We start from the raw sequence: 18,238 nt of genomic DNA on the forward strand, positions 1-18,238 counted from the left end.
AAATGTATATGCAATTTGGTGGTTGGTCAAGCGTGGGTGTGTGGGCCGACTTTGTGCTGAGCCCGCCCCGCTGGCGGGTACGCCGCCCTCCGCCAGTCGCTGCGCTCCGATGTTGTCGGGCGACGCACCCGCCATCGGTGCTGCGAAAGAGATTATGGAAACCGACACGAGTGGGTGTGCGGGCCGACGACGTTGGAGCGAAGCGACCGGAGGAGGTCTGCATGCCCCGAGATGGCGATTTCATAGGGGGAGTCCTAAGCCGCGCACAGAACAAAGCAAACCAGTAACCGACACGATTGGGTGTGCGGGCTGACGACGTTGGAGCGAAGCGACCGGAGGAGGCACGCACACCCCGAGATGGCGGTTTGTGAGGGGTAGTCCAAACCAACGCCCTCAATCAAACAGATCAAGAAGGGAAGTTCAGCGCAACAACCCCCGCGCCACCGACTCCCCCACCTTGATGCCATCCACCGCCGCCGACAAAATACCGCCTGCAAAACCGGCTCCTTCGCCCGCCGGGTACAGGCCGCGCACATTGGGGCTTTGGTGGCCGGCGTCGCGCTCAATGCGCAGGGGTGACGAAGTGCGGGTTTCCACCCCAGTGAGCACCGCATCGGCTTGGTCAAAGCCCTTGAGCTTGCGCGCCATCGCCGGGATGGCCTCGCGCAAGGCATCGATGGCGTAGGTGGGCAGGGCAGAGTCGAGGCTGCCAAAGCGCACGCCGGGTTGGTAAGACGGCTCCACCCCGCCGACACCGGTGCTGGCGCGGCCCGCCACAAAGTCGCCCACGCACTGGCCGGGGGCGCTGTAGTCGTGGCCGCCCAGTTCATAAGCGCGGCTCTCCCATTGGCGCTGCAACACCACCCCGCCCAGCGGGTGAAAGCCGCCGGTGGCGTCGGCGGTGTCCATGCGCACCGGGCCGAGCAGGGCCTCAAACAAGGCCGGGTCGGTGGGGTGGTCGCGTGGGTCGATGCCCACCACCAGGCCAGCGTTGGCATTGCGCTCGTTGCGCGAGTATTGGCTCATGCCATTGGTGACCACCCGGCCTGGCTCAGAAGTGGCGGCCACCACCGTGCCACCCGGGCACATGCAAAAGCTGTAGACGCTGCGCCCATTGCGCGCGTGGTGCACCAGTTTGTAATCGGCCGCGCCCAGCATGGGGTGGCCCGCGTGTGCGCCCCAGCGTGCGCGGTCGACCACGCCTTGCGGGTGCTCAATGCGAAAACCCAGCGAAAACGGTTTGGCCTGCATGGCCACGCCATGGCGGTGCAGCATGGTGAAGGTGTCGCGGGCGCTGTGGCCCAAGGCCAGCACCACATGCTGTGCGGGCAGGGCGTGCCTTTGGCCAGTGGCCACATCCAACACTTGCAAGCCGACGATGCGCTGGCCTTGTGGGCCGTCTTCGGTTTCGATATCGGTCACGCGTTGCTCAAAGCGGATCTCACCGCCCAGGCTGATGATGTGCTCGCGCAGGTTCTCCACCACCTTGACCAGCTTGAAGGTGCCTATGTGCGGGTGCGCGGCCCACAAAATTTCTTCGGGGGCTCCAAAGCGCACAAACTCGGCCATCACCTTGCGCCCCAAATGGCGCGGGTCTTTGATCTGGCTGTACAGCTTGCCGTCGCTGAAGGTGCCGGCCCCACCCTCGCCAAACTGCACATTGCTCTCGGCTTGCAACACATGCTTGCGCCACAGGCCCCAGGTGTCTTTGGTGCGCTGGCGCACGCGGCGACCGCGCTCGATGACGATGGGCTTCAAGCCCATTTGCGCCAACACCAAGGCGGCAAACATGCCGCATGGCCCAAAGCCAATCACCACCGGGCGCTCACCCATGAGTGGTGCCCAATCGGCTGGGGCCTGAACCGGCGCCTGCCAAGCCATGTCGGGGCTGGGAAAGATGTGGGGGTTGCCCGCATGGCGCGCCAGGCAGGCGGCGTGCGCGGCTTCGCTGTGCAACTGCACGTCCACGATGTAGACCACTTGCAGTTTGGCTTTGCGCGCATCAAAGCTGCGTTTGAACACCTGCCAATGCGCGATGTCGGCGGGGTTCACACCCAAGGTGTGGGCCACCAGCGCGGGGAGGCTTGGCGGGTACTGCGGGGGCAGGGAGGCTGCGTCGGGCGGGTCAAAGGCGGCGTCGAGCGCGAGCTTGAGTTCGGTGATGCGGATCATGGCCATGCGGCCCGTGGTCATCGGGCAAGGACAAGAGAAGCGCGCATTATCGGGCTGGGCGGATAATGCCCCGGTGAAGTCTGCCAGGCCGCCGCTGGTGCAAGCCGCAAGGCCAGCGCGCAAGCGTTGGGTGGAAACACCGCACTGGAGGAACGTCCGGACTGCACAGGACGGCGCAGGAGGTAACACCTCTCCACCGCGAGGTGAGGATCAGAGCAACAGAGACGAGCCGCTTGAGTGCGGGTGAAACGGGCAATCTCTGCGCGCAGCAACACCAAGTAGGCCCATCGGGCGCCGCAAGGCGTCCACCCGTGGTTCCGCGGGCCGAGTGGGCGGGTAGGTGGCACCGAGCCGGGTGGGCGACCCCCGGCCCAGATCAATGGCGGTCACGCTTTGGGCAACCAAAGCGCACAGAATCCGGCGTATCGGCAGACTTCACACTTTTCATTTGGCTGCAAAGCGCCGCGCCAGCGGGTCGATCAGCAGTTTTTCACCCGCATAAAACAGCAGCACGATGGCCAGGCAGGCGGCCACCACGGTGGTGATGTCGGCCGAACCTTGGGCGCGCAGCATCAGAAAACCCAGCCCTGAGGTCGAGCCCATGAGTTCGGCCACCAGCGCGATCTTCCAGGCCACGCCGTAGGCGATTCGCAGGGCGCCCATCACATACGGCAGCATCAGTGGCAGGCCCACGTGCAGCACCAAGCGCGTGCGCGAACGGGTGAAGCTGGTGGCCATCTCCAGCATCTCGCGGTCGATCTGGCGCAAGCCCTCGCCGATGCTGATGAGGCAAAACGGAATCAAGATGGCGAGTTGCACAAACACAATGGCAAAGTGCCCCGGCGGGAACCAAATGGCCGCCAAAATGGCCCAGCCAATCGAGGGGAAGGCGTTGAAAAACGGTTGCAGCACGCCGCTGACAATGCCGTCCAAACTGGGCCAGGCCCGCGCCATCAACGCCAGTGCAGCGCCGCACACCAGGGCCAACACCACGGCCAACAAGATGCGCAAGGTGGATGCCAGGGTGTGGCCCAAAAACTGCGGGTCGGTGAACAGCGCATAAAGGCGCAGTGCCACCGCTTGGGGGCCGGGCAGCACGTACTCTGGCAGGGTTTGGGCCCACAGGTACCAAGCCAGCAAGGCCAGCAGCACCACGCCGTTGGCCAAGGTGTTGGAAAAGCGGGCTTTCATGCGGCCACCCCAAACTGTCGCGTGCAATACCTTTCGAGGGGCAAAAACACCCAGCGGTCGGCCAAGCTGACAAAGCCAATGATGAGCAAGATGACGGCAAACAAAATCGCCGTGTCATAGTCTTGGCGCGCCACATTGATCAGGTAACCCAAACCCTGGCCGCCGCCAAACAGCTCGGCGGTGAGGGTCACCTTCCAGGCCACGCCAAACATGATTCGCAAGGTCACTGCGGCAAACGGCACCAGCGCTGGCAAGGTGAGCAGTCGCCAGTGGCGCAACGGGGCGCGGCCAAAGCTGCGGCCCATCTCCAGCAGCTCTTTGTCCAGGGCCAGCAAGCCCTCGCGCAGGTTGACCAAGGCAAACGGCAGCAACACTGCCACGATGGTGAACACCACCGTGGTGCTCGACACGCCAAACCAAATCACCGCCAGCAAGGTCCAGCCAATGCCGGAAAACGCACTCAAAAACGGGCTCAGGCGGCGGTGGATCAAGGCCGCGCTCCAACCCCAGGAATGCGCTGCAAAGGCCATGGCCGCGCCCAACACAAACGAGATGGCGATCGCCGAGCCAATGTGCATGAGCGTCACCGCGAGGTGACCCAGGCGTTGGGGGTTGGTGGCAAACGAGGCCATGGCCCGCGCCACCTCGGCCGGTGGCGGCAAGATGTATACCGGCACACGGCCTTGCGACGCCCACCAAGCCAGGGCCAACACCGCCACAAAGCCCCAGGCCCACAGGCGCTGGCGGTGGAGCAGCGTCAACCCCGAGGGGGCTGCAACATGAACGGCGCCGACGCTCACGCGCGCAGGGTTTTGTCCCACACCAAGGCGCGCAGGTCGGGCACGTTGGCGATCATGCCCATGTCTTTGCCGATTTGCCAGGCTTGGCTCACGGCCTTGAACTGCGCATCGCCAAAAATGCCGGGCACGTTGGTGGTCTTGTCAAACCACCAATCGAAAAACTTGCGCTCGATGTTGGCCTGCTTGGCCATGGCACCAAACACCTCGTCGCGGTTGCTCAAGGCATAGGCACTGGAGGCTTTGAACATGCGGTTGAATTCGGCAAAGGCCTCGGGCCGCGCCGCCAAACGCTCAGGGTAGGACACATTGATGGCCGACACCAAGGGGCCGTAATACTCGTTGAGGATTTGCCCGGTTTCGCAGATGTTGACAAAGTCGCCGCTTTGCATGGCGCGCCAGGCTTGGCTGTGGATCAGGCTGGCCGCATCGGCTTGACCGGTGGCCAAGGCCGCAGGCAGGTTGGGGGCTTGCACCTCAACTTGGCGCACATCGCCGCCTTCGAGCGCCATGTTCAGGCCAAACTTGCGCCGCATCGCTTCGCGCACAAACATATAACCGGTGGAGCGCAGGCCGTAAGAGGCCAAAGTTTTGCCCTTGAGGGCGGCCACGCTTTTGATCGGGCTGTCTTTCTTGACCCAGACACCACCGCCCTCACCCTGGGGCGAGGCATGCAGGGCGGCCGACAAGATGCGCAAATCCAAGCCGCGCGCAGCGGCGGCGGGCACGCCAATGACGGCAGTCATCACCACGTCAAATTGTTTGGTCGAGGTGGCTTGCAGCAATTGGGGAATCAGCAGACCCGAGACTTCGAGGTCAATCAGGTCGGACTTGACCTTGCCGTTTTTAATCGCCCAGACCACCGCATCGAATGCCGGGTCGAGCAAATAGGCGTAAGTGACTTTGGTGCGCGTTTGTGAGCGCGACAAACCATGGGTCAAAAAAACAGGGGCCGAAGCGGCGGCCAAAAAGTGGCGTCTTTTCATGGTGCGAGGGTCTCCGTTGAAGGGTCAAAGCCGAGGGTGTGAAACAGTTGCTCCAAGCGCTGGCGCAGCGCTTGTAATGCCGGGTCTTGGTGCAGCTGGCGCGGGCGCGGTGCATCCACCACGATGCTCTCGAGCACCCGGGTGGGTTTGTTCGACAGCAACACGATGCGGTCAGCCAACCAAATGGCCTCCTCGATGTCGTGGGTGACAAACACCACGGTGCGCTGGGTTTCTTGCCAAATGCGCACAATTTCTTGGCGCAGGCGCAGCCGGGTGTTGGGGTCGAGGGCTGAAAAAGGCTCGTCCATCAGCACGATGGACGGGTCCACCGCCAAGGCGCGGGCAATGGCCACCCGTTGGCGCTCGCCACCGGACAGCATGGCCGGAAATTTGTGCGCTGACGTGCCCAGCCCCACCAAGTCGAGCAAGGCTTGGGCTTTGGCGGTTTGTCGCCTGGCCGCGGCACGCCCTGAACGCAGCTCGACTCCCATCAGCACGTTGTCCATCACATTGCGCCACGGCGCCAAACGCGGCGACTGGAACACAAAGGCCACCTGTTCCCACGCCTGGCTGGGGGGCAAACCGGCCACCTCGACGCTGCCGCCGTTGGCTTGCAGCAAGTCGCCCATCAGGCGCAGGCTGGTGGACTTGCCGCAACCCGAAGGCCCGAGCAAGCAGACAAATTCGCCTTGGCGGACTTCAAAACTCAGGTCTTGAAAAATGGTTTCGCTGCCAAAGCGCAGTTGCACATGGTCCAAACGAACAGCGGTGTTGTTCATGGGTCAGGGCCAGTACTTCCAGCGTTGGCGCCCGGCCGGGTCGTTGTGCACCCTGGGCGGGTGGTCGATGAGCAAGGTCTCGCCTTTGGCCGCATGGCGCGGCCAATGCGGCAGGCCGGTGTGGTTGGGGTCGCCGTGGCGGGCAAAAGCTGCCCAGGTGTTGCGCACGGTGGCGGCCACTGTGGATTTTTCGTTGGCATCGGCGCCTTCCAGCATGGGCGCTTGCCAGTGTGTCAAGGTGTCAAACATGAAGGGCAGCTCGATGCAATGGCAAGCCCCAAAGCGGTTGTCCGGTGCCGTCCAATCAAACCGATACACCCAGGCCCCGCGCCCGGTGGCGTGAAGCCGCTCGGCAAACTGGTACACGCCGGTTCCAAAAGAGGCGTCGCCCAGCATGCAGCCCAACACCTGTGCCGCGTGGTCGCTGCCGGCGCGCTGCTGGTATTCGGCCACGGCCTCGTCAGCGGCGGCGCCAAACTTGATGGCAAAAACAGCGCGCACTTGTTCGGGTGTGGCGTTTTGGATGGCCTCGTCATTGCCAAAAAACGCCGCCATTTCGTGCCGGGTGTAGCCGACCATCACGTCTTTGTCAGCGGCACCTGCGGTGGCGGCGGCAATGGTGTCGTCGCCCAGCCATTGGTGGTCGATCACCGGAATAAAAGGTGGCGTGGTGTTGGCAAAGGCGGCCAACTCGCGCGCGGCTTTCACCTGGGCTTGGCCGATGTCTTGCACCGATGCGTCGCGCCATTGCGCGGCATCGGTGATACCCAAATGTTTTTGCACCGACAGCGCGATGCGCTCGGCTTGGGGCATCTCGCGCAAGGTGCGGCCAAACGGGGCGCTTTGGATCACGCATCGGCGAAAGTGCTGGCGCACTTGGGGCATGGCCAGCATGGCCAAGATGGACAAGCCACCGGCCGACTGGCCAGCCACGGTGATGTTGTCGGGGTCTCCACCAAAAGCGGCGATTTCGCGCGCCACCCATTCAAGTGCTGCGCATTGGTCCATCAGCCCCAAGTTGGGCGGGCTGACGCCTGGCAGGTGCATGAAGCCCAGGGCGCCCAAGCGGTGGTTGACACCCACCACCACCATGTCGTTGTGCTGCGCCATGGGCACGCCGCTGTACCAGTCCAGCGAGCCCGCCCCGGTCCAAAACGCGCCGCCGTGCAACCACAGCAAAACGGGGCGGCGTGCGCCATCGGCGGCCGGGGTGGCAATGGTCAGGGTCAGGCAGTCTTCGCCTTGAGGTTCGTCAAAGTCGCCCATGGCCGCGCGCAAACGTGAGGCGGGTTGGGGCGGTATGGGGCCGTTGCGGCTGGCGTCACGCACGCCGCTCCAGGGTGTCATGGGCTGCGGGGTTGCAAAGCGCAAGGCGCCCACGGGGGCTTGGGCGTAGGGCACGCCGCGAAACACGCACACACCGTGTTCCACCGCACCGGCCAAGCGGCCCAGCGAGGTGTTGGCTTCGGGGGCAGAAGTCATGGGAAAACCTTTGAAGGGTGGGTCGTGGCACACCGCCATGGACCCAGGTGCAGGGAAGAAGGCAATTTCACTTTAACCCAAACCGATCAGGGCCTGCGATCAAGCGGCCAATTCGCGGATGTGGTCCACATGCGCTTGCAGTGAACGCTTGGCCACCGGCCACAAGCGCTCGGGCGTGTCGTCATAGGCCACGGCCACCCAGTCTTCGAGCGTGCCGTTGGGCTGGGCTTGCATGGCGCGGGCGATTTTGGCCTCGCGCTGCAAGCGGTGCGCTTTGAGGCGGCGAATCACATCGCTGGCATCGAAGGGCTCACCGGGCAGGTTGCCCAAGACATACCCATGGGCGGGCAAGATCAAACCAATGTGGTCGCTGGCGCAGGCTGCCAGCAGTTTGTCCAGCGAGTCCAGGTAGCGGCCCATGTGGCCGTCGGGCGGGCTGATGACGGTGGTGCTGCCATTGAGCACATGGTCGCCGCTGAACAACAAGCCGTCTTCTTCCAACACCAGGCACAGGTGGTTGGCCGCGTGGCCCGGCGTGTGGATGGCGCGCAAGCTGTGCGATATACCGCCGCCTTGGAGCACCAAACGCTCGCCATCGGCGAGCTCGCGCTCAGGGGTAAAGCGGCTGTCGGGTCGAGCCGTGTCAGCGCTGGCCAGGCCCAAGATGGGCGGGTACTGGCCGTGGGCGTTGCACAGCGCTTGCAGGGGGGCCGCGCCCGGCGAGTGGTCGGGGTGGGAATGGGTGCAGATGATGAAGCGCACATCGCCTTGGGTGGCATCGAACAGGCGTTGCAGGTGCGCTGCTTCGTTCGGGCCGGGGTCGATGACGATGAAGCCACTGTCGGCTTGGCCCACGATGTAGCTGTTGGTGCCGGGACCGGTCATCATGCCGGGGTTGGGTGCGGTCAGGCGTTGCACATGGCGCAGCAAGGGCACGGGCCGCTCGCATTGCCAATCCAGGTGGTGCAGGACTTGCCCATCGGGGTTGAGTAAGCTCAGCTCGCCAAAGGGCGGCTCGTGCTCCATGTAGCGCTCGACTTCGCCATTGAGGAGTCCGGCCCGCGGGCAGCTGGTGAACAAAGGCTGCTCGCTGGTGCAGGCTTGCAGCAGCGCGTCCACGGTGGCGTAGGCTTGCAAGCGCTGCAAGGTGCGGATGGTCGGGAATGTGATGAAAAAGTCGCCGGCTTGGTGCCGCGCCAAGGCGTCTGTGGGGCGCACCCACACCGGCTCGAACTGCTCTTTTTCGTCGGCCACGGGGTGCTGGTCGGCGGGCATGCGAGCAACTAAAAAAGGCACATCAAAGCGCCGGGGTAAGTCGCGGTCGGTGACCCAGTGGGCCAGCACTAACACCTGGTCGGCGCACAAGCGCAAGCCGTGTTGGGCACACTGGTCGTAAAAAGGGCCGTGGCGGTCGATGCGCGCATGGGTGGCGGCATCCAGCGCGCGACCATCGGCATGCTGGGCCAGCAAGATGCCCAGCTCTTCATGGCTTTCGCGAATGGCCGCCAGCGCTTGGGTGAGACGCTCGTCGCTTTGGCTGGCGCGGCGCTGGGCCAGATGGTGGTGGCCGGCGTCATGGGCGTCGATGCCGCCGCCGGGGAACACATAAGCGCCGGGTGCAAAGCTGGCGGACATGGCGCGGCGCGTCATCAACACCTCCACGCCATTCGCGCCATCGCGCAGCAACAAAACAGTGGCCGCAGGCCGGGGCTCGGCGGGCGCGCGTTGGGGGTGGATGAGTTGGGTGGGTCGGACCATGGCGCATTATGAACACGCCGAAAGCCCCTCTGGCTTCGATGGGTGGCGCTGGGGTCAGCCCGCCATGCACCCGAGGACGGTGGGGGTTCGTGCGCAGTGGCCGCCTTGGGCTTTGCGCGATACTGTCCAATCTGCCCAGTTTTGGATGACTTGGCCCCAATTTGAAATGGAGACACCCATGTTGAAAAGAAGTTTCACCGCCCTGGCTTTGGCTGCGTGCATGGCACCGATGGTGGCCTGGGCCCAGGCTTGGCCGACCAAGCAGCCGATCAAAATCATTGCCGTGTTTCCGCCGGGCGGCTCGGTCGACCAGGTGGCGCGCATCTTGGCGCAGTCGCTGTCGCAGCAGTTGGGCCAAAGCGTGGTGGTCGAAAACAAAGCGGGCGCCTCGGGCGTGGTGGGCACGCAAGCCATGGCCACAGCACCGGCTGATGGCTACACCTGGGCCATGGTGTTTGACACGCACGGCGTCAATTCAAGCTTGATTGCCAACATGCCCTATGACAGCAAAAAAGACCTGGTGCCCCTGATTTTGGTGGGCACGTCTGCCATGTTGCTGGCCACGCACGTGGGCTCGGAGTACAAAAGCTTTGCCGATGTGGTGGCGGCGGCCAAAGCCCAAAAAACCGTGAGTTTTGGCACGGTGGGCAATGGCAGCTTGGGCCATTTGTCCATGGCCTTGCTGGGCAAGAGCGCCAACCTGACCTTCAACCACATCCCGTTCAAAGGCGGCGGCCCCTTGATGAACGACGCCATCGCCGGCCATGTGCCTTTGTCGATGGGCACGGTGTTTTTGACCAAGCCGCATGTGGACAGCAAGCGCATGCGCCCCCTGGCGGTGACCTCGGCCAAACGTGTGCCGGAGATGCCCGATGTACCGACCATTGCCGAGGCAGGCTTTCCGGGTTTTGAAGCGCCCGCTTGGTGGGCCGTCTTGGCGTCTGCCAAAACGCCGCCCGATTTGGTCAAGCGCATGAACGAAGAGCTGAACAAAACTTTGCGCAACCCCGATGTTGCCAATAAGCTGCAAGCCCAAGGCATTGAGCTTGCCGGTGGCAGCGTGGAGCGGGCCAAATCGTTCATTGACAACCAAATCGACACCTGGGCCAAGGTGGTGCGGGACAACAATATCAAGTCGGATTGATCTGGCCTTTGGGGTGCGCTGAACTCCCCCTCTGAAACCGCCATCTCGGGGTATGCATGCCTCCTCCGGTCGCTGCGCTCCGACGTCGTCAGCCCGCACACCCGCTCGTGTCGGTTTCGGTGAGGTGTTGGTGGGCCTTTCGTTGGCGCGCATCCATTGCTTTCGCAGCACCGATGGTGGGTGTGCCGCCCGACAACATTGGAGCGAAGCGACTGGCGGAGGGCGGCGTACCCGCCAGCGGGGCGGGCTCAGCAAAAGTTTCACCTATCCCAATGATGCGGCCCCAAAGCCGCCCGGCCTAAGTGACCGAGCCCTTCATATCACTGGGACCGACCCCCCATGAACCAGCGCTGTTAAGCTTAGCGCGAATTTTTCAACCACAGGACACAACGCCATGCGCATCCCCGATTGGACCCCCGAAGCCCATCCCCAACCCGCTGCTTTGATCGACGGCATCATGGCGCGCCGTGGTGGCAAGTTGATCAATCTCGACAAAGCCTTGCTCTGGAGTGAGCCTGTGGCCAGCGGTTGGAATGTTTATCTGCGCAATGTGCGCACCGGCTTGTCGGCCAGCCGCAAGCTGTGCGAGCTGGGTATTTGCACCGTGGCCTTGATCACCGGCGCCGAGTACGAGTACCACCACCACGCACCCGACTTCATCACTGCTGGCGGTACCCAAGCCGAGTTGGATGCATTGCAAGCTGTTCTCAAGGGGGACGCACGAAAAGCCATTCACCACCCGGCCTTGGCCCCGCTAGAGAGTTTGGTGCTGCAGTACGCCGCCCAAATGACCATCGATGTGAAGGTCGATGAGGCATTGTTCAAACAACTGGCCAGCCATTTTTCGACCACTGAAATGCTCGAATTGACCACCGCCATCGCCACCTACAACATGGTCGCCCGTATCCTTGTGGCGTTGCAAATCACACCTGAAGAGCATTGAGTTTATTGGGGTCAGATTCCAATTTTTTTGCGCTGACTTTTGGTACCGCCCCATCTGACCCCCTGACCTTTTGCTGAGCCCGCCCCGCTGGCGGCTACGCCGCCCTCCGCCAGTCGCTGCGCTCCGATGTTGTCGGGACGACGCACCCACCATCGGTGCTGCGAAAAAGGGCTCCGTTCTCGTAAAGGGAAATTTCCACATCCGGGTGAATTGCAGAAACTTTTGCCCGCGAACAACTTGCAAACCCACAGCACATAGAAACCGGCACGAGTGGGTGTGCGGGCCGACGACGTTGGAGCGCAGCGACCGGAGGAGGCACGCATACCCCGAGATGACGGTTGAGAGGGGGAGCCCACCCTCAGCACGCAACCAAAGCAACTTAGAAACCGTCACGAGTGGGTGTGCGGACCGACGACGTTGGAGCGCAGCGACCGGAGGAGGCTCGCATGCCCCGAGATGGCGGTTTCAGAGGGGTAGTTCTGGGCAACGCAAGCCAAGAAACGCCACCTCAAACCAGAAGCGGTCCTCGCAGATAATCCGCAAATGCACATCCGCTTCACCAAAATGCAAGGCGTCGGCAACGACTTTGTGGTGTTGGACGAAACCCAACAACGCTTGAACTTGAGCTCCGCCCAATACCGTTGGCTGGCAGACCGGCACTTTGGCATTGGGGCCGATCAAATCTTGAGTGTGCGCGCCGCCCCCAGCCCAGATGTTGATTTTGAATACGTCATCCACAACGCCGACGGCGGCGAGGTGGAGCACTGCGGCAATGGTGCGCGGTGCTTTGTGCGCTATGTGCGCGAACAAGGCTTGAGCAAAAAACAGACGGTGCGCGTCAAAGTCCATGGCGGTGTGATCACCCTGACTGAGCGCCCCGATGGTTTGGTCAGTGTCGACATGGGCGCTCCCATTTGGGACTTGCCCCGCATCCCCTTTGACCCCCACCACGCGCAAGCCTTGCCCGCGGACGACACCCACTCAGCAGGTCGCTGGCGCATCGAGTGGTCAGGCCACAGCGCCGACATCACGCCGGTGTCGATGGGCAACCCGCATGCGGTGCTGTGGGTCGACGATGTCGACACCGCGCCGGTGCTCAGTTGGGGGCCGGTGATTGAACACCACCCAGCGTTTCCCAAGCGGGTGAATGTGGGCTTTGCCCAACTCGTCTCGCGCCGCGAAATTCGCTTGCGCGTGTTTGAGCGCGGCGCGGGCGAAACCTTGGCGTGCGGCACGGGCGCTTGCGCGGCCGTGGTGGCGGGCCAGGCCATGGGCTGGCTCGACGCCAATGTGGTGGTGCATGCCCGCGGTGGTACGCTCGAGATTTCTTGGTCCGGGGATGCCTCGTCGGTGCGCATGACCGGTGCGGCCACCACGGTTTTCCACGGTGAGACAGAACTGCCCGATATCACATGAAACCAGCCGCACTCAACCCCATCACCGAAGACGATATCGCCCAATTTTTGGTGCACACGCCCGATTTTTTCGACCGCCATGCCGAGCTGCTGGCCACGGTTCGCTTGGGCAGCCCCCATGGCGGGCGGGCGGTCAGCTTGCAAGAGCGCCAGGCCGAGATGCTGCGCGAAAAAATCCGTGCGCTCGAGGCGCGCATGATGGAGATGATGCGCCATGGCAACGACAACGCGGTGTTGACCCAGCGGTTGCAACGCTGGTCGCAGGCCTTGTTTTTGGTGCCCCAGGCCAGCGATTTGCCGCGCGTCTTGGCCGAGCAAATTGAGCATCAGTTCATGGTGCCCCAGGTGGCCCTGCGTTTGTGGGGCGTGGCCCAGGCGCACCAAGGTGAGCCTTTTGCCCAGGGTGTGAGCGATGACGTCAAGGTGTTTGCCGAGTCTCTTGCACAGCCTTATTGCGGCATCAACAATGGCTTTGAAGCCGCTCAGTGGTTGGCCGATCCTGGCGCGGCGCAGTCCCTGGCCCTGGTCACGCTGCGTGAACCCCACACCGGGGAAGCTACTGCCAAGGCCATGGGCCTTTTGGTGTTGGCCTCGCCCGACAGCCAGCGCTATCACGCCGGCATGGGCACCGAGTTTTTGGACAATTTGAGCGCCTTGGCCAGTGCGGCCTTGCAGCGCTTGCGCTGAAACCTGTGGGCCGCGCGGTGAGTACCCCAGGCATGGCATGAGCTTGGACAGCACCGCCCCTCTTTCCTTTGAGCCCTCCGCCGTGGCCCGCGATGCGCGGGTGCAACGCTACCTGGACCATGCGCAGTTTGAAAAGCGCCTGGCCCAACGCACACTCATTTTGTACAGCCTGGACTTGGTGCGTTTGGAGGCGCTGGCGCGCGCCGTGCCGGTGGATCTGGCCCAAGTGCACAGCGCCCATGTGCGGCGCTGGGTGGCGCAGATGCATGCCCATGGCCGCAGTGCCCGCGGCATTGCCCTGATCTTGTCGGGTTGGCGCGGTTTTTACGCCTGGTTGGCGCGCGAAGGCTTGGTGGCCACCAACCCAGTGCAAGGCGTGCGACCGCCCAAGGGCGCGAAACCTTTGCCCAAGGCCTTGAATGTGGATGAGGCCGTTCAGTTGGCCGATCATGTGGTGAGCGAAGACGACCCCTGGCTCGAAGCGCGTGATGCGGCCATGGTCGAGTTGCTGTATGGCAGCGGCTTGCGCGTGGCAGAGTTGGTGGGTTTGGATGTGCGCGACAGCGGCCAGGCCCTGGGCTGGCTTGACTTGGCCGCGGGCTTGGCCCATGTGCTGGGCAAGGGCAGCAAGCGGCGCAGCGTGCCTGTGGGGTCCCAGGCGTTGCAGGCGGTGCAACAGTGGATGGCCGTGCGTCAAGCCCATGTGCGCGACCCCGACCAAGCGGCCCTGTTTGTGGGCCGTTATGGCACCCGATTGAGCGCCGACGCGGTGCGCCAACGTTTGAAGCGCCGCGCTGCGTTGGCTGGGGTGGCCACGCCTGTGCACCCGCACATGCTGCGCCATTCGTTTGCCAGCCACTTGCTGCAGTCCAGTGGCGACATGCGGGCGGTGCAAGAGTTGCTGGGCCACGCCAGCATCAGCACCACCCAGGTGTACACACGGCTGGACTTCAGCCACCTGGCTCAGGTCTACGACGCGGCCCACCCCCGGGCGCATAAAAAATGAAACGGTCAGTCCCATGAAAACCTTGCGCCTGCGAGAGGGCAAAGAGCGCGCCGCCTTGCGGCGTCACCCTTGGATCTATGACAACGCCATTGCCAAGGGCAGTGGCGACAGTGGTGAGACGGTGCGGGTGGAGTCGGCCACCGGGCAGTTTTTGGGTTGGGCGGCGTTCAGCCCCAGCTCCAAAATCCGTGCCCGCATTTGGAGTTTTGACGAGACCGAGCGCATTGACGATGCATTCTTTGCCCGCCGCTTGCACACGGCCATCGCTGCGCGTGCGCGCATGGACATCAACAGCGACGGTGTGCGCTTGGTGCACGGCGAGGCCGATGGCTTGCCTGGGTTGATCGTCGACCGCTATGGCGAGACCTTGGTGGCGCAATTCCTTTCCAGCGGCACCGAGCGTTGGAAGCCCGCGATCGCCGACGCCTTGTGCAACGCCACCGGCGTGGGCCGTTTGTATGAACGCTCTGACTCCGGCGTGCGCGCCTTGGAGGGCTTGCAGCCGCACAGCGGATGGCTGCGCCAACCTGCTGGCGACGCGGGTCACACCGATATTGGCCTGCGGGAGCACGACTGGCAGTTGAGCTTGGATGTGGCCGAAGGCCACAAAACCGGCTTTTACCTCGATCAGCGCGACAGCCGGCACAAATTTGCCCAATACGCCCAGCGCTTGGGTTTCACACAAGTGCTCAATTGCTACTGCTACACGGGCGGCTTCAGCATTGCGGCTTTGAGCGGCATGCGCGCGGCTGGCGTCTTGGGCGCTGGGGCTTTGGTGACTTCCATCGACTCGTCCGGGCCGGCCATTGCCCGCGCCCAGCGGCATGTGCAACTCAATGGTTTTGATGCTGACAGTGCGCTGTTCATGGATGCCGATGTCAACGCCAGTTTGCGTCTCTTCATCCAAGAAGGCCGACACTTTGACGCCATCATCTTGGACCCGCCCAAGTTTGCCCCCACCGCTGCCCACGCCGATAAGGCGGCGCGCGCGTACAAAGACATCAACCGCTTGGCCTTTAAGCTGTTGGTCCCCGGCGGGGCCTTGTTCACCTACAGCTGCTCGGGCGGCATCAACGCCGACTTGTTCCACAAAATCGTGGCCTCTGCCGGCACCGATGCGGGGGTGGACGGCTTCATCAGTGAGCGCTTGTTTGCCGCGCCCGACCACCCGATGACGGTGACCTTCCCAGAGGGCGAGTACCTCAAGGGCTTGGTGGTGATCAAAAAGTAAGGCCTGTGTCCCGCCGCTTGGCGGGCCGCCATGCCGCAGGCTGGGTCTCCACTGGCGGTTTCGGGCGGACTTCAATGATCGCTACACTGCCCCCCTTTGTGCATTCATCCCCAGAAAGCAAGCCATGTTGATTCCCACCACTGTCCTGACCGGTTTTTTGGGCTCTGGCAAAACCACCCTGCTCAAGCGGGTGTTGTCCGAGGCCCATGGCATGAAGATCGCCGTGATCGAAAACGAGTTCGGCGAAGAAAACATCGACAACGAAATTTTGGTCGCCGACACCCAAGAGCAGATCATTCAAATGAGCAATGGCTGTGTGTGCTGCACCATCCGTGAAGACCTGCGCACCACCTTGCGCGACCTGGCCGAGCGCCGGCGCAAGGGCGAGCTTGATTTTGAGCGCTTGGTGATTGAGACCACCGGCCTGGCTGACCCCGGCCCGGTGGCCCAAACCTTTTTCATGGACGACGAGGTGGCCGAGTCGTATTTGCTCGACTCCATCCTCACCTTGGTGGACGCCAAGCATGCGCCGCAGCAACTCAACGACCGCCAAGAGGCGCGCCGCCAAGTGGGTTTTGCCGATCAAATCTTCATCAGCAAAAGCGATTTGGTCGATGCGGCGGCGTTGGACGCCTTGCAACACCGCTTGAAACACATGAACCCGCGCGCGCCCCACAAAGCCGTGCACTTTGGCGAGGTGTCGATCAAAGAGGTGTTTGATCTGCATGGCTTTAACCTCAACGCCAAACTCGACATCGACCCCGATTTTTTGCAAGACAACAGCCACGCCCACCACGACCATGCCCATGGCGAGCACTGCGACCACCCCTCGCACCAGCACGGCCATGACCAAGAAGGCGGGCATCACCACCACCACGATGACGATGTGAAAAGCTTTGTCTTCAAGTCCAACCGCGCCTTCGACCCGGCCAAGCTGGAGGACTTTTTGGGCGCCATCGTCAACATCTACGGCCCACGCATGCTGCGCTACAAAGGCGTCTTGTTCATGAAGGGCACCGAGCGCAAAGTCATCTTCCAAGGCGTGCACCAACTGATGGGCAGCGACCTGGGCCCTGCATGGGCAGCAGACGAGGTGCGCAACAGCAAAATGGTCTTCATTGGTTTGGATTTGCCCAAGGATATTTTTTTCCAAGGCCTGGACAAATGCCTGGTCTGATCGGCGGCGCGACCTGTCGCTACAATCGCGCGCGCCCAACGCTGGGCAAAAGGCGAAGCTTCGGTTGCAACCCGGGGTGAACAAGTGGCCCAAATCGGGGCCACACGCCCATCCAGCTCGTCGTACAACCGCCCATCGGCGGGGGCCAAAATTTTAGGAGACCCTGCATGTCCACTGCCAAAACCAAAAAAGGTGCCGCTGTGACCAAAGCCAAGCCCGTGGCCCCAAAGGCCGGCAAAGCCGCGACCCCTGCCAAGCCGGTCAAGTCGGTGGCCAAAAAGGCACCACCCCGCCCGGCCGTGAAAGCCAAGCCCACAGCCAAGCCAGTTGCCAAGCCCGCAGCCAAAGTCGGAGCCAAAGTCGCAGCCAAGCCGGCGGTCAAAAAGCCCAGTCCGGCATCAGCCAAGAAAACCACAGCGGCAAAATCTGCGGCCCCTAAGTCCAGCGCTGCGGTGAAAAAACCCGCCCCGAGCAAAGGGGGTGCCAAAACCGCGAGCAAGCCCGTCGCCCAAAAATCCGCCCCTGCGGCCAAAACCACCCCCTCCAAAGCCAAGGGCAAGCCGGTGCCTGTCCAGGCCAAGCCAGCGTCCAAAGTGGCGGCCAAACCCGCGTCCAAGGCCGCCAAACCCATTGTGAAAAACAGCCCCGCCTCCTCGGCCAAAGCCCCAGCTGCCAAAGTGGCACCTGGCAAGACGCCTGCGCCGGTGAGTAAAGCGGCCCCGGCCCGTCCCGCCCCTGCGCCAGCACCGGTCAAAGCCTTGCCCGCCGTGGGCAAGCAATCGCCACGCGCGGCCAAAGCCGCCTCCATGGTGCCGCCGCCCCCCGCCGCAGTGGTGCCCTCCAATGCGGCCAAGTCCAGTTATTCGCCGATCATCACCCCCACCCACATTCCTGCCGCACCCGTGAACACACACAAAGACCCCAAGTTGGCCAACCACTGGAAGACCCAGCCGCTGGAGAGCCTGACCGATGCCGACCTCATGGCCATGCCCGACGACGAGTACATGAACAGCGTGCAACTGGCTTTCTTTCGCCGCAAGCTGGTTCAGCTCAAGCAAGACATCCTCAACAACGCTGGCGAAACCACCGAGCATCTGCGAGAAGACACCACCGTGGTGCCAGACCCTGCCGATCGCGCCACCATCGAGGAGGAGCATGCCCTCGAGTTGCGCACCCGTGACCGCGAGCGCAAATTGCTCAAGAAAATCGAGCAGTCGATTGGCCGCATCGACAGCGATGATTACGGCTACTGCGACGAAACTGGCGAGCCCATTGGCGTGGGCCGTTTGTTGGCGCGCCCCACCGCCACCTTGTCGCTGGAGGCCCAACAGCGGCGCGAACTCAAGCAAAAAATGTTTGGGGACTGAGCCGCGCGGCGCTTGGCCCCTGCGGCGCACACACCACAACAGGCCTGCGGGCCTGTTTTTTTTGCGCCCAAAAAATCTTAATAATTGACATTTGGAGTTGTTG

General features: G+C 63.0%; 15 protein-coding genes and 1 other RNA gene. 9 read left to right on the forward strand and 7 right to left on the reverse strand.

Annotation, left to right across the window (positions count from 1 at the left end; all coding sequences use genetic code 11):
• Positions 1–420 precede the first annotated feature (420 nt).
• Positions 421–2,172 carry an NAD(P)/FAD-dependent oxidoreductase gene (locus AC8GFZ_RS00425; protein WP_506644189.1) on the reverse strand — a complete coding sequence of 584 codons (1,752 nt, stop codon included), beginning with the start codon at positions 2,170–2,172 and terminating at the stop codon, positions 421–423.
• A gap of 75 nt (positions 2,173–2,247) precedes the next feature.
• Here AC8GFZ_RS00425 and rnpB point away from each other — a divergent pair.
• An RNA gene (gene rnpB / locus AC8GFZ_RS00430) (RNase P RNA component class A) lies at positions 2,248–2,613 on the forward strand.
• A gap of 3 nt (positions 2,614–2,616) precedes the next feature.
• Here rnpB and AC8GFZ_RS00435 read toward each other — a convergent pair.
• The 6 genes from AC8GFZ_RS00435 to AC8GFZ_RS00460 all read right to left on the reverse strand — a co-directional run bounded on the left by AC8GFZ_RS00435 (position 2,617) and on the right by AC8GFZ_RS00460 (position 9,165).
• Entirely contained in the window at positions 2,617–3,363 is a 747-nt protein-coding gene (locus tag AC8GFZ_RS00435; protein ID WP_506641225.1) for an ABC transporter permease, read from the reverse strand.
• Complete coding sequence (locus AC8GFZ_RS00440; protein WP_506641227.1) at positions 3,360–4,124, reverse strand: ABC transporter permease; 765 nt, start codon at positions 4,122–4,124, stop codon at positions 3,360–3,362. Before AC8GFZ_RS00440 ends, AC8GFZ_RS00435 begins: the two co-directional genes overlap by 4 nt.
• Before the next feature lie 35 nt (positions 4,125–4,159).
• Positions 4,160–5,146 (reverse strand): ABC transporter substrate-binding protein, encoded by a 987-nt coding sequence (locus AC8GFZ_RS00445; RefSeq protein WP_506641229.1) that lies wholly within the window; start codon positions 5,144–5,146, stop codon positions 4,160–4,162.
• A complete protein-coding gene (locus AC8GFZ_RS00450) occupies positions 5,143–5,925 on the reverse strand; it encodes an ABC transporter ATP-binding protein (RefSeq protein ID WP_506641231.1) in 783 nt (260 codons plus the stop codon). The genes AC8GFZ_RS00445 and AC8GFZ_RS00450 overlap by 4 nt, the downstream gene beginning before the upstream one ends.
• Before the next feature lie 3 nt (positions 5,926–5,928).
• Positions 5,929–7,407: a carboxylesterase/lipase family protein gene (locus AC8GFZ_RS00455; RefSeq protein WP_506641233.1), complete on the reverse strand. Its 1,479-nt coding sequence runs from the start codon at positions 7,405–7,407 to the stop codon at positions 5,929–5,931.
• A gap of 99 nt (positions 7,408–7,506) precedes the next feature.
• The gene (locus tag AC8GFZ_RS00460; protein WP_506641235.1) at positions 7,507–9,165 is read right to left on the reverse strand and encodes an MBL fold metallo-hydrolase; all 1,659 of its coding nucleotides are present in this window, start codon (positions 9,163–9,165) and stop codon (positions 7,507–7,509) included.
• Positions 9,166–9,343: 178 nt separating this feature from the next.
• Here AC8GFZ_RS00460 and AC8GFZ_RS00465 point away from each other — a divergent pair, with 178 nt between their 5' ends.
• The 8 genes from AC8GFZ_RS00465 to dksA all read left to right on the forward strand — a co-directional run bounded on the left by AC8GFZ_RS00465 (position 9,344) and on the right by dksA (position 18,135).
• Complete coding sequence (locus AC8GFZ_RS00465) at positions 9,344–10,309, forward strand: Bug family tripartite tricarboxylate transporter substrate binding protein (protein ID WP_506641237.1); 966 nt, start codon at positions 9,344–9,346, stop codon at positions 10,307–10,309.
• Positions 10,310–10,703: 394 nt separating this feature from the next.
• The gene (locus tag AC8GFZ_RS00470; RefSeq protein ID WP_506641239.1) at positions 10,704–11,252 is read left to right on the forward strand and encodes a carboxymuconolactone decarboxylase family protein; all 549 of its coding nucleotides are present in this window, start codon (positions 10,704–10,706) and stop codon (positions 11,250–11,252) included.
• Positions 11,253–11,795: 543 nt separating this feature from the next.
• A complete protein-coding gene (gene dapF, locus AC8GFZ_RS00475) occupies positions 11,796–12,668 on the forward strand; it encodes a diaminopimelate epimerase (protein ID WP_506641241.1) in 873 nt (290 codons plus the stop codon).
• On the forward strand, positions 12,665–13,354 hold the full coding sequence (locus tag AC8GFZ_RS00480) for a DUF484 family protein (RefSeq protein WP_506641243.1): 690 nt from the start codon (positions 12,665–12,667) through the stop codon (positions 13,352–13,354). Before dapF ends, AC8GFZ_RS00480 begins: the two co-directional genes overlap by 4 nt.
• 37 nt (positions 13,355–13,391) lie before the next feature.
• Positions 13,392–14,360: a tyrosine recombinase XerC gene (locus AC8GFZ_RS00485; RefSeq protein ID WP_506641245.1), complete on the forward strand. Its 969-nt coding sequence runs from the start codon at positions 13,392–13,394 to the stop codon at positions 14,358–14,360.
• A 13-nt stretch (positions 14,361–14,373) separates the two neighbouring features.
• Positions 14,374–15,591, forward strand: a complete 1,218-nt coding sequence (locus tag AC8GFZ_RS00490) for a class I SAM-dependent rRNA methyltransferase (RefSeq protein ID WP_506641247.1) — start codon at positions 14,374–14,376, stop codon at positions 15,589–15,591.
• A gap of 124 nt (positions 15,592–15,715) precedes the next feature.
• Complete coding sequence (locus AC8GFZ_RS00495) at positions 15,716–16,768, forward strand: CobW family GTP-binding protein (RefSeq protein WP_506641249.1); 1,053 nt, start codon at positions 15,716–15,718, stop codon at positions 16,766–16,768.
• Positions 16,769–16,935: 167 nt separating this feature from the next.
• Positions 16,936–18,135: an RNA polymerase-binding protein DksA gene (gene dksA, locus AC8GFZ_RS00500; RefSeq protein ID WP_506641251.1), complete on the forward strand. Its 1,200-nt coding sequence runs from the start codon at positions 16,936–16,938 to the stop codon at positions 18,133–18,135.
• Positions 18,136–18,238 lie beyond the last annotated feature (103 nt).

Origin of the sequence: Limnohabitans rimovensis (SeqCode) (genome assembly GCF_965234775.1) — a bacterium.
GTDB classification, from domain to species: Bacteria; Pseudomonadota; Gammaproteobacteria; order Burkholderiales; family Burkholderiaceae_C; genus Limnohabitans; species Limnohabitans rimovensis.

Bases quoted from the DNA above. Each gene is read 5' to 3' on its own strand.
- AC8GFZ_RS00425 (WP_506644189.1), bottom strand. From the start codon at position 2,172: ATGATCCGCATCACCGAACTCAAGCTCGCGCTCGACGCCGCCTTTGAC.
- AC8GFZ_RS00435 (WP_506641225.1), bottom strand. From the start codon at position 3,363: ATGAAAGCCCGCTTTTCCAACACCTTGGCCAACGGCGTGGTGCTGCTG.
- AC8GFZ_RS00445 (WP_506641229.1), bottom strand. From the start codon at position 5,146: ATGAAAAGACGCCACTTTTTGGCCGCCGCTTCGGCCCCTGTTTTTTTG.
- AC8GFZ_RS00450 (WP_506641231.1), bottom strand. From the start codon at position 5,925: ATGAACAACACCGCTGTTCGTTTGGACCATGTGCAACTGCGCTTTGGC.
- AC8GFZ_RS00455 (WP_506641233.1), bottom strand. From the start codon at position 7,407: ATGACTTCTGCCCCCGAAGCCAACACCTCGCTGGGCCGCTTGGCCGGT.
- AC8GFZ_RS00460 (WP_506641235.1), bottom strand. From the start codon at position 9,165: ATGGTCCGACCCACCCAACTCATCCACCCCCAACGCGCGCCCGCCGAG.
- AC8GFZ_RS00465 (WP_506641237.1), top strand. From the start codon at position 9,344: ATGTTGAAAAGAAGTTTCACCGCCCTGGCTTTGGCTGCGTGCATGGCA.
- AC8GFZ_RS00470 (WP_506641239.1), top strand. From the start codon at position 10,704: ATGCGCATCCCCGATTGGACCCCCGAAGCCCATCCCCAACCCGCTGCT.
- dapF (WP_506641241.1), top strand. From the start codon at position 11,796: ATGCACATCCGCTTCACCAAAATGCAAGGCGTCGGCAACGACTTTGTG.
- AC8GFZ_RS00480 (WP_506641243.1), top strand. From the start codon at position 12,665: ATGAAACCAGCCGCACTCAACCCCATCACCGAAGACGATATCGCCCAA.
- AC8GFZ_RS00485 (WP_506641245.1), top strand. From the start codon at position 13,392: ATGAGCTTGGACAGCACCGCCCCTCTTTCCTTTGAGCCCTCCGCCGTG.
- AC8GFZ_RS00490 (WP_506641247.1), top strand. From the start codon at position 14,374: ATGAAAACCTTGCGCCTGCGAGAGGGCAAAGAGCGCGCCGCCTTGCGG.
- AC8GFZ_RS00495 (WP_506641249.1), top strand. From the start codon at position 15,716: ATGTTGATTCCCACCACTGTCCTGACCGGTTTTTTGGGCTCTGGCAAA.
- dksA (WP_506641251.1), top strand. From the start codon at position 16,936: ATGTCCACTGCCAAAACCAAAAAAGGTGCCGCTGTGACCAAAGCCAAG.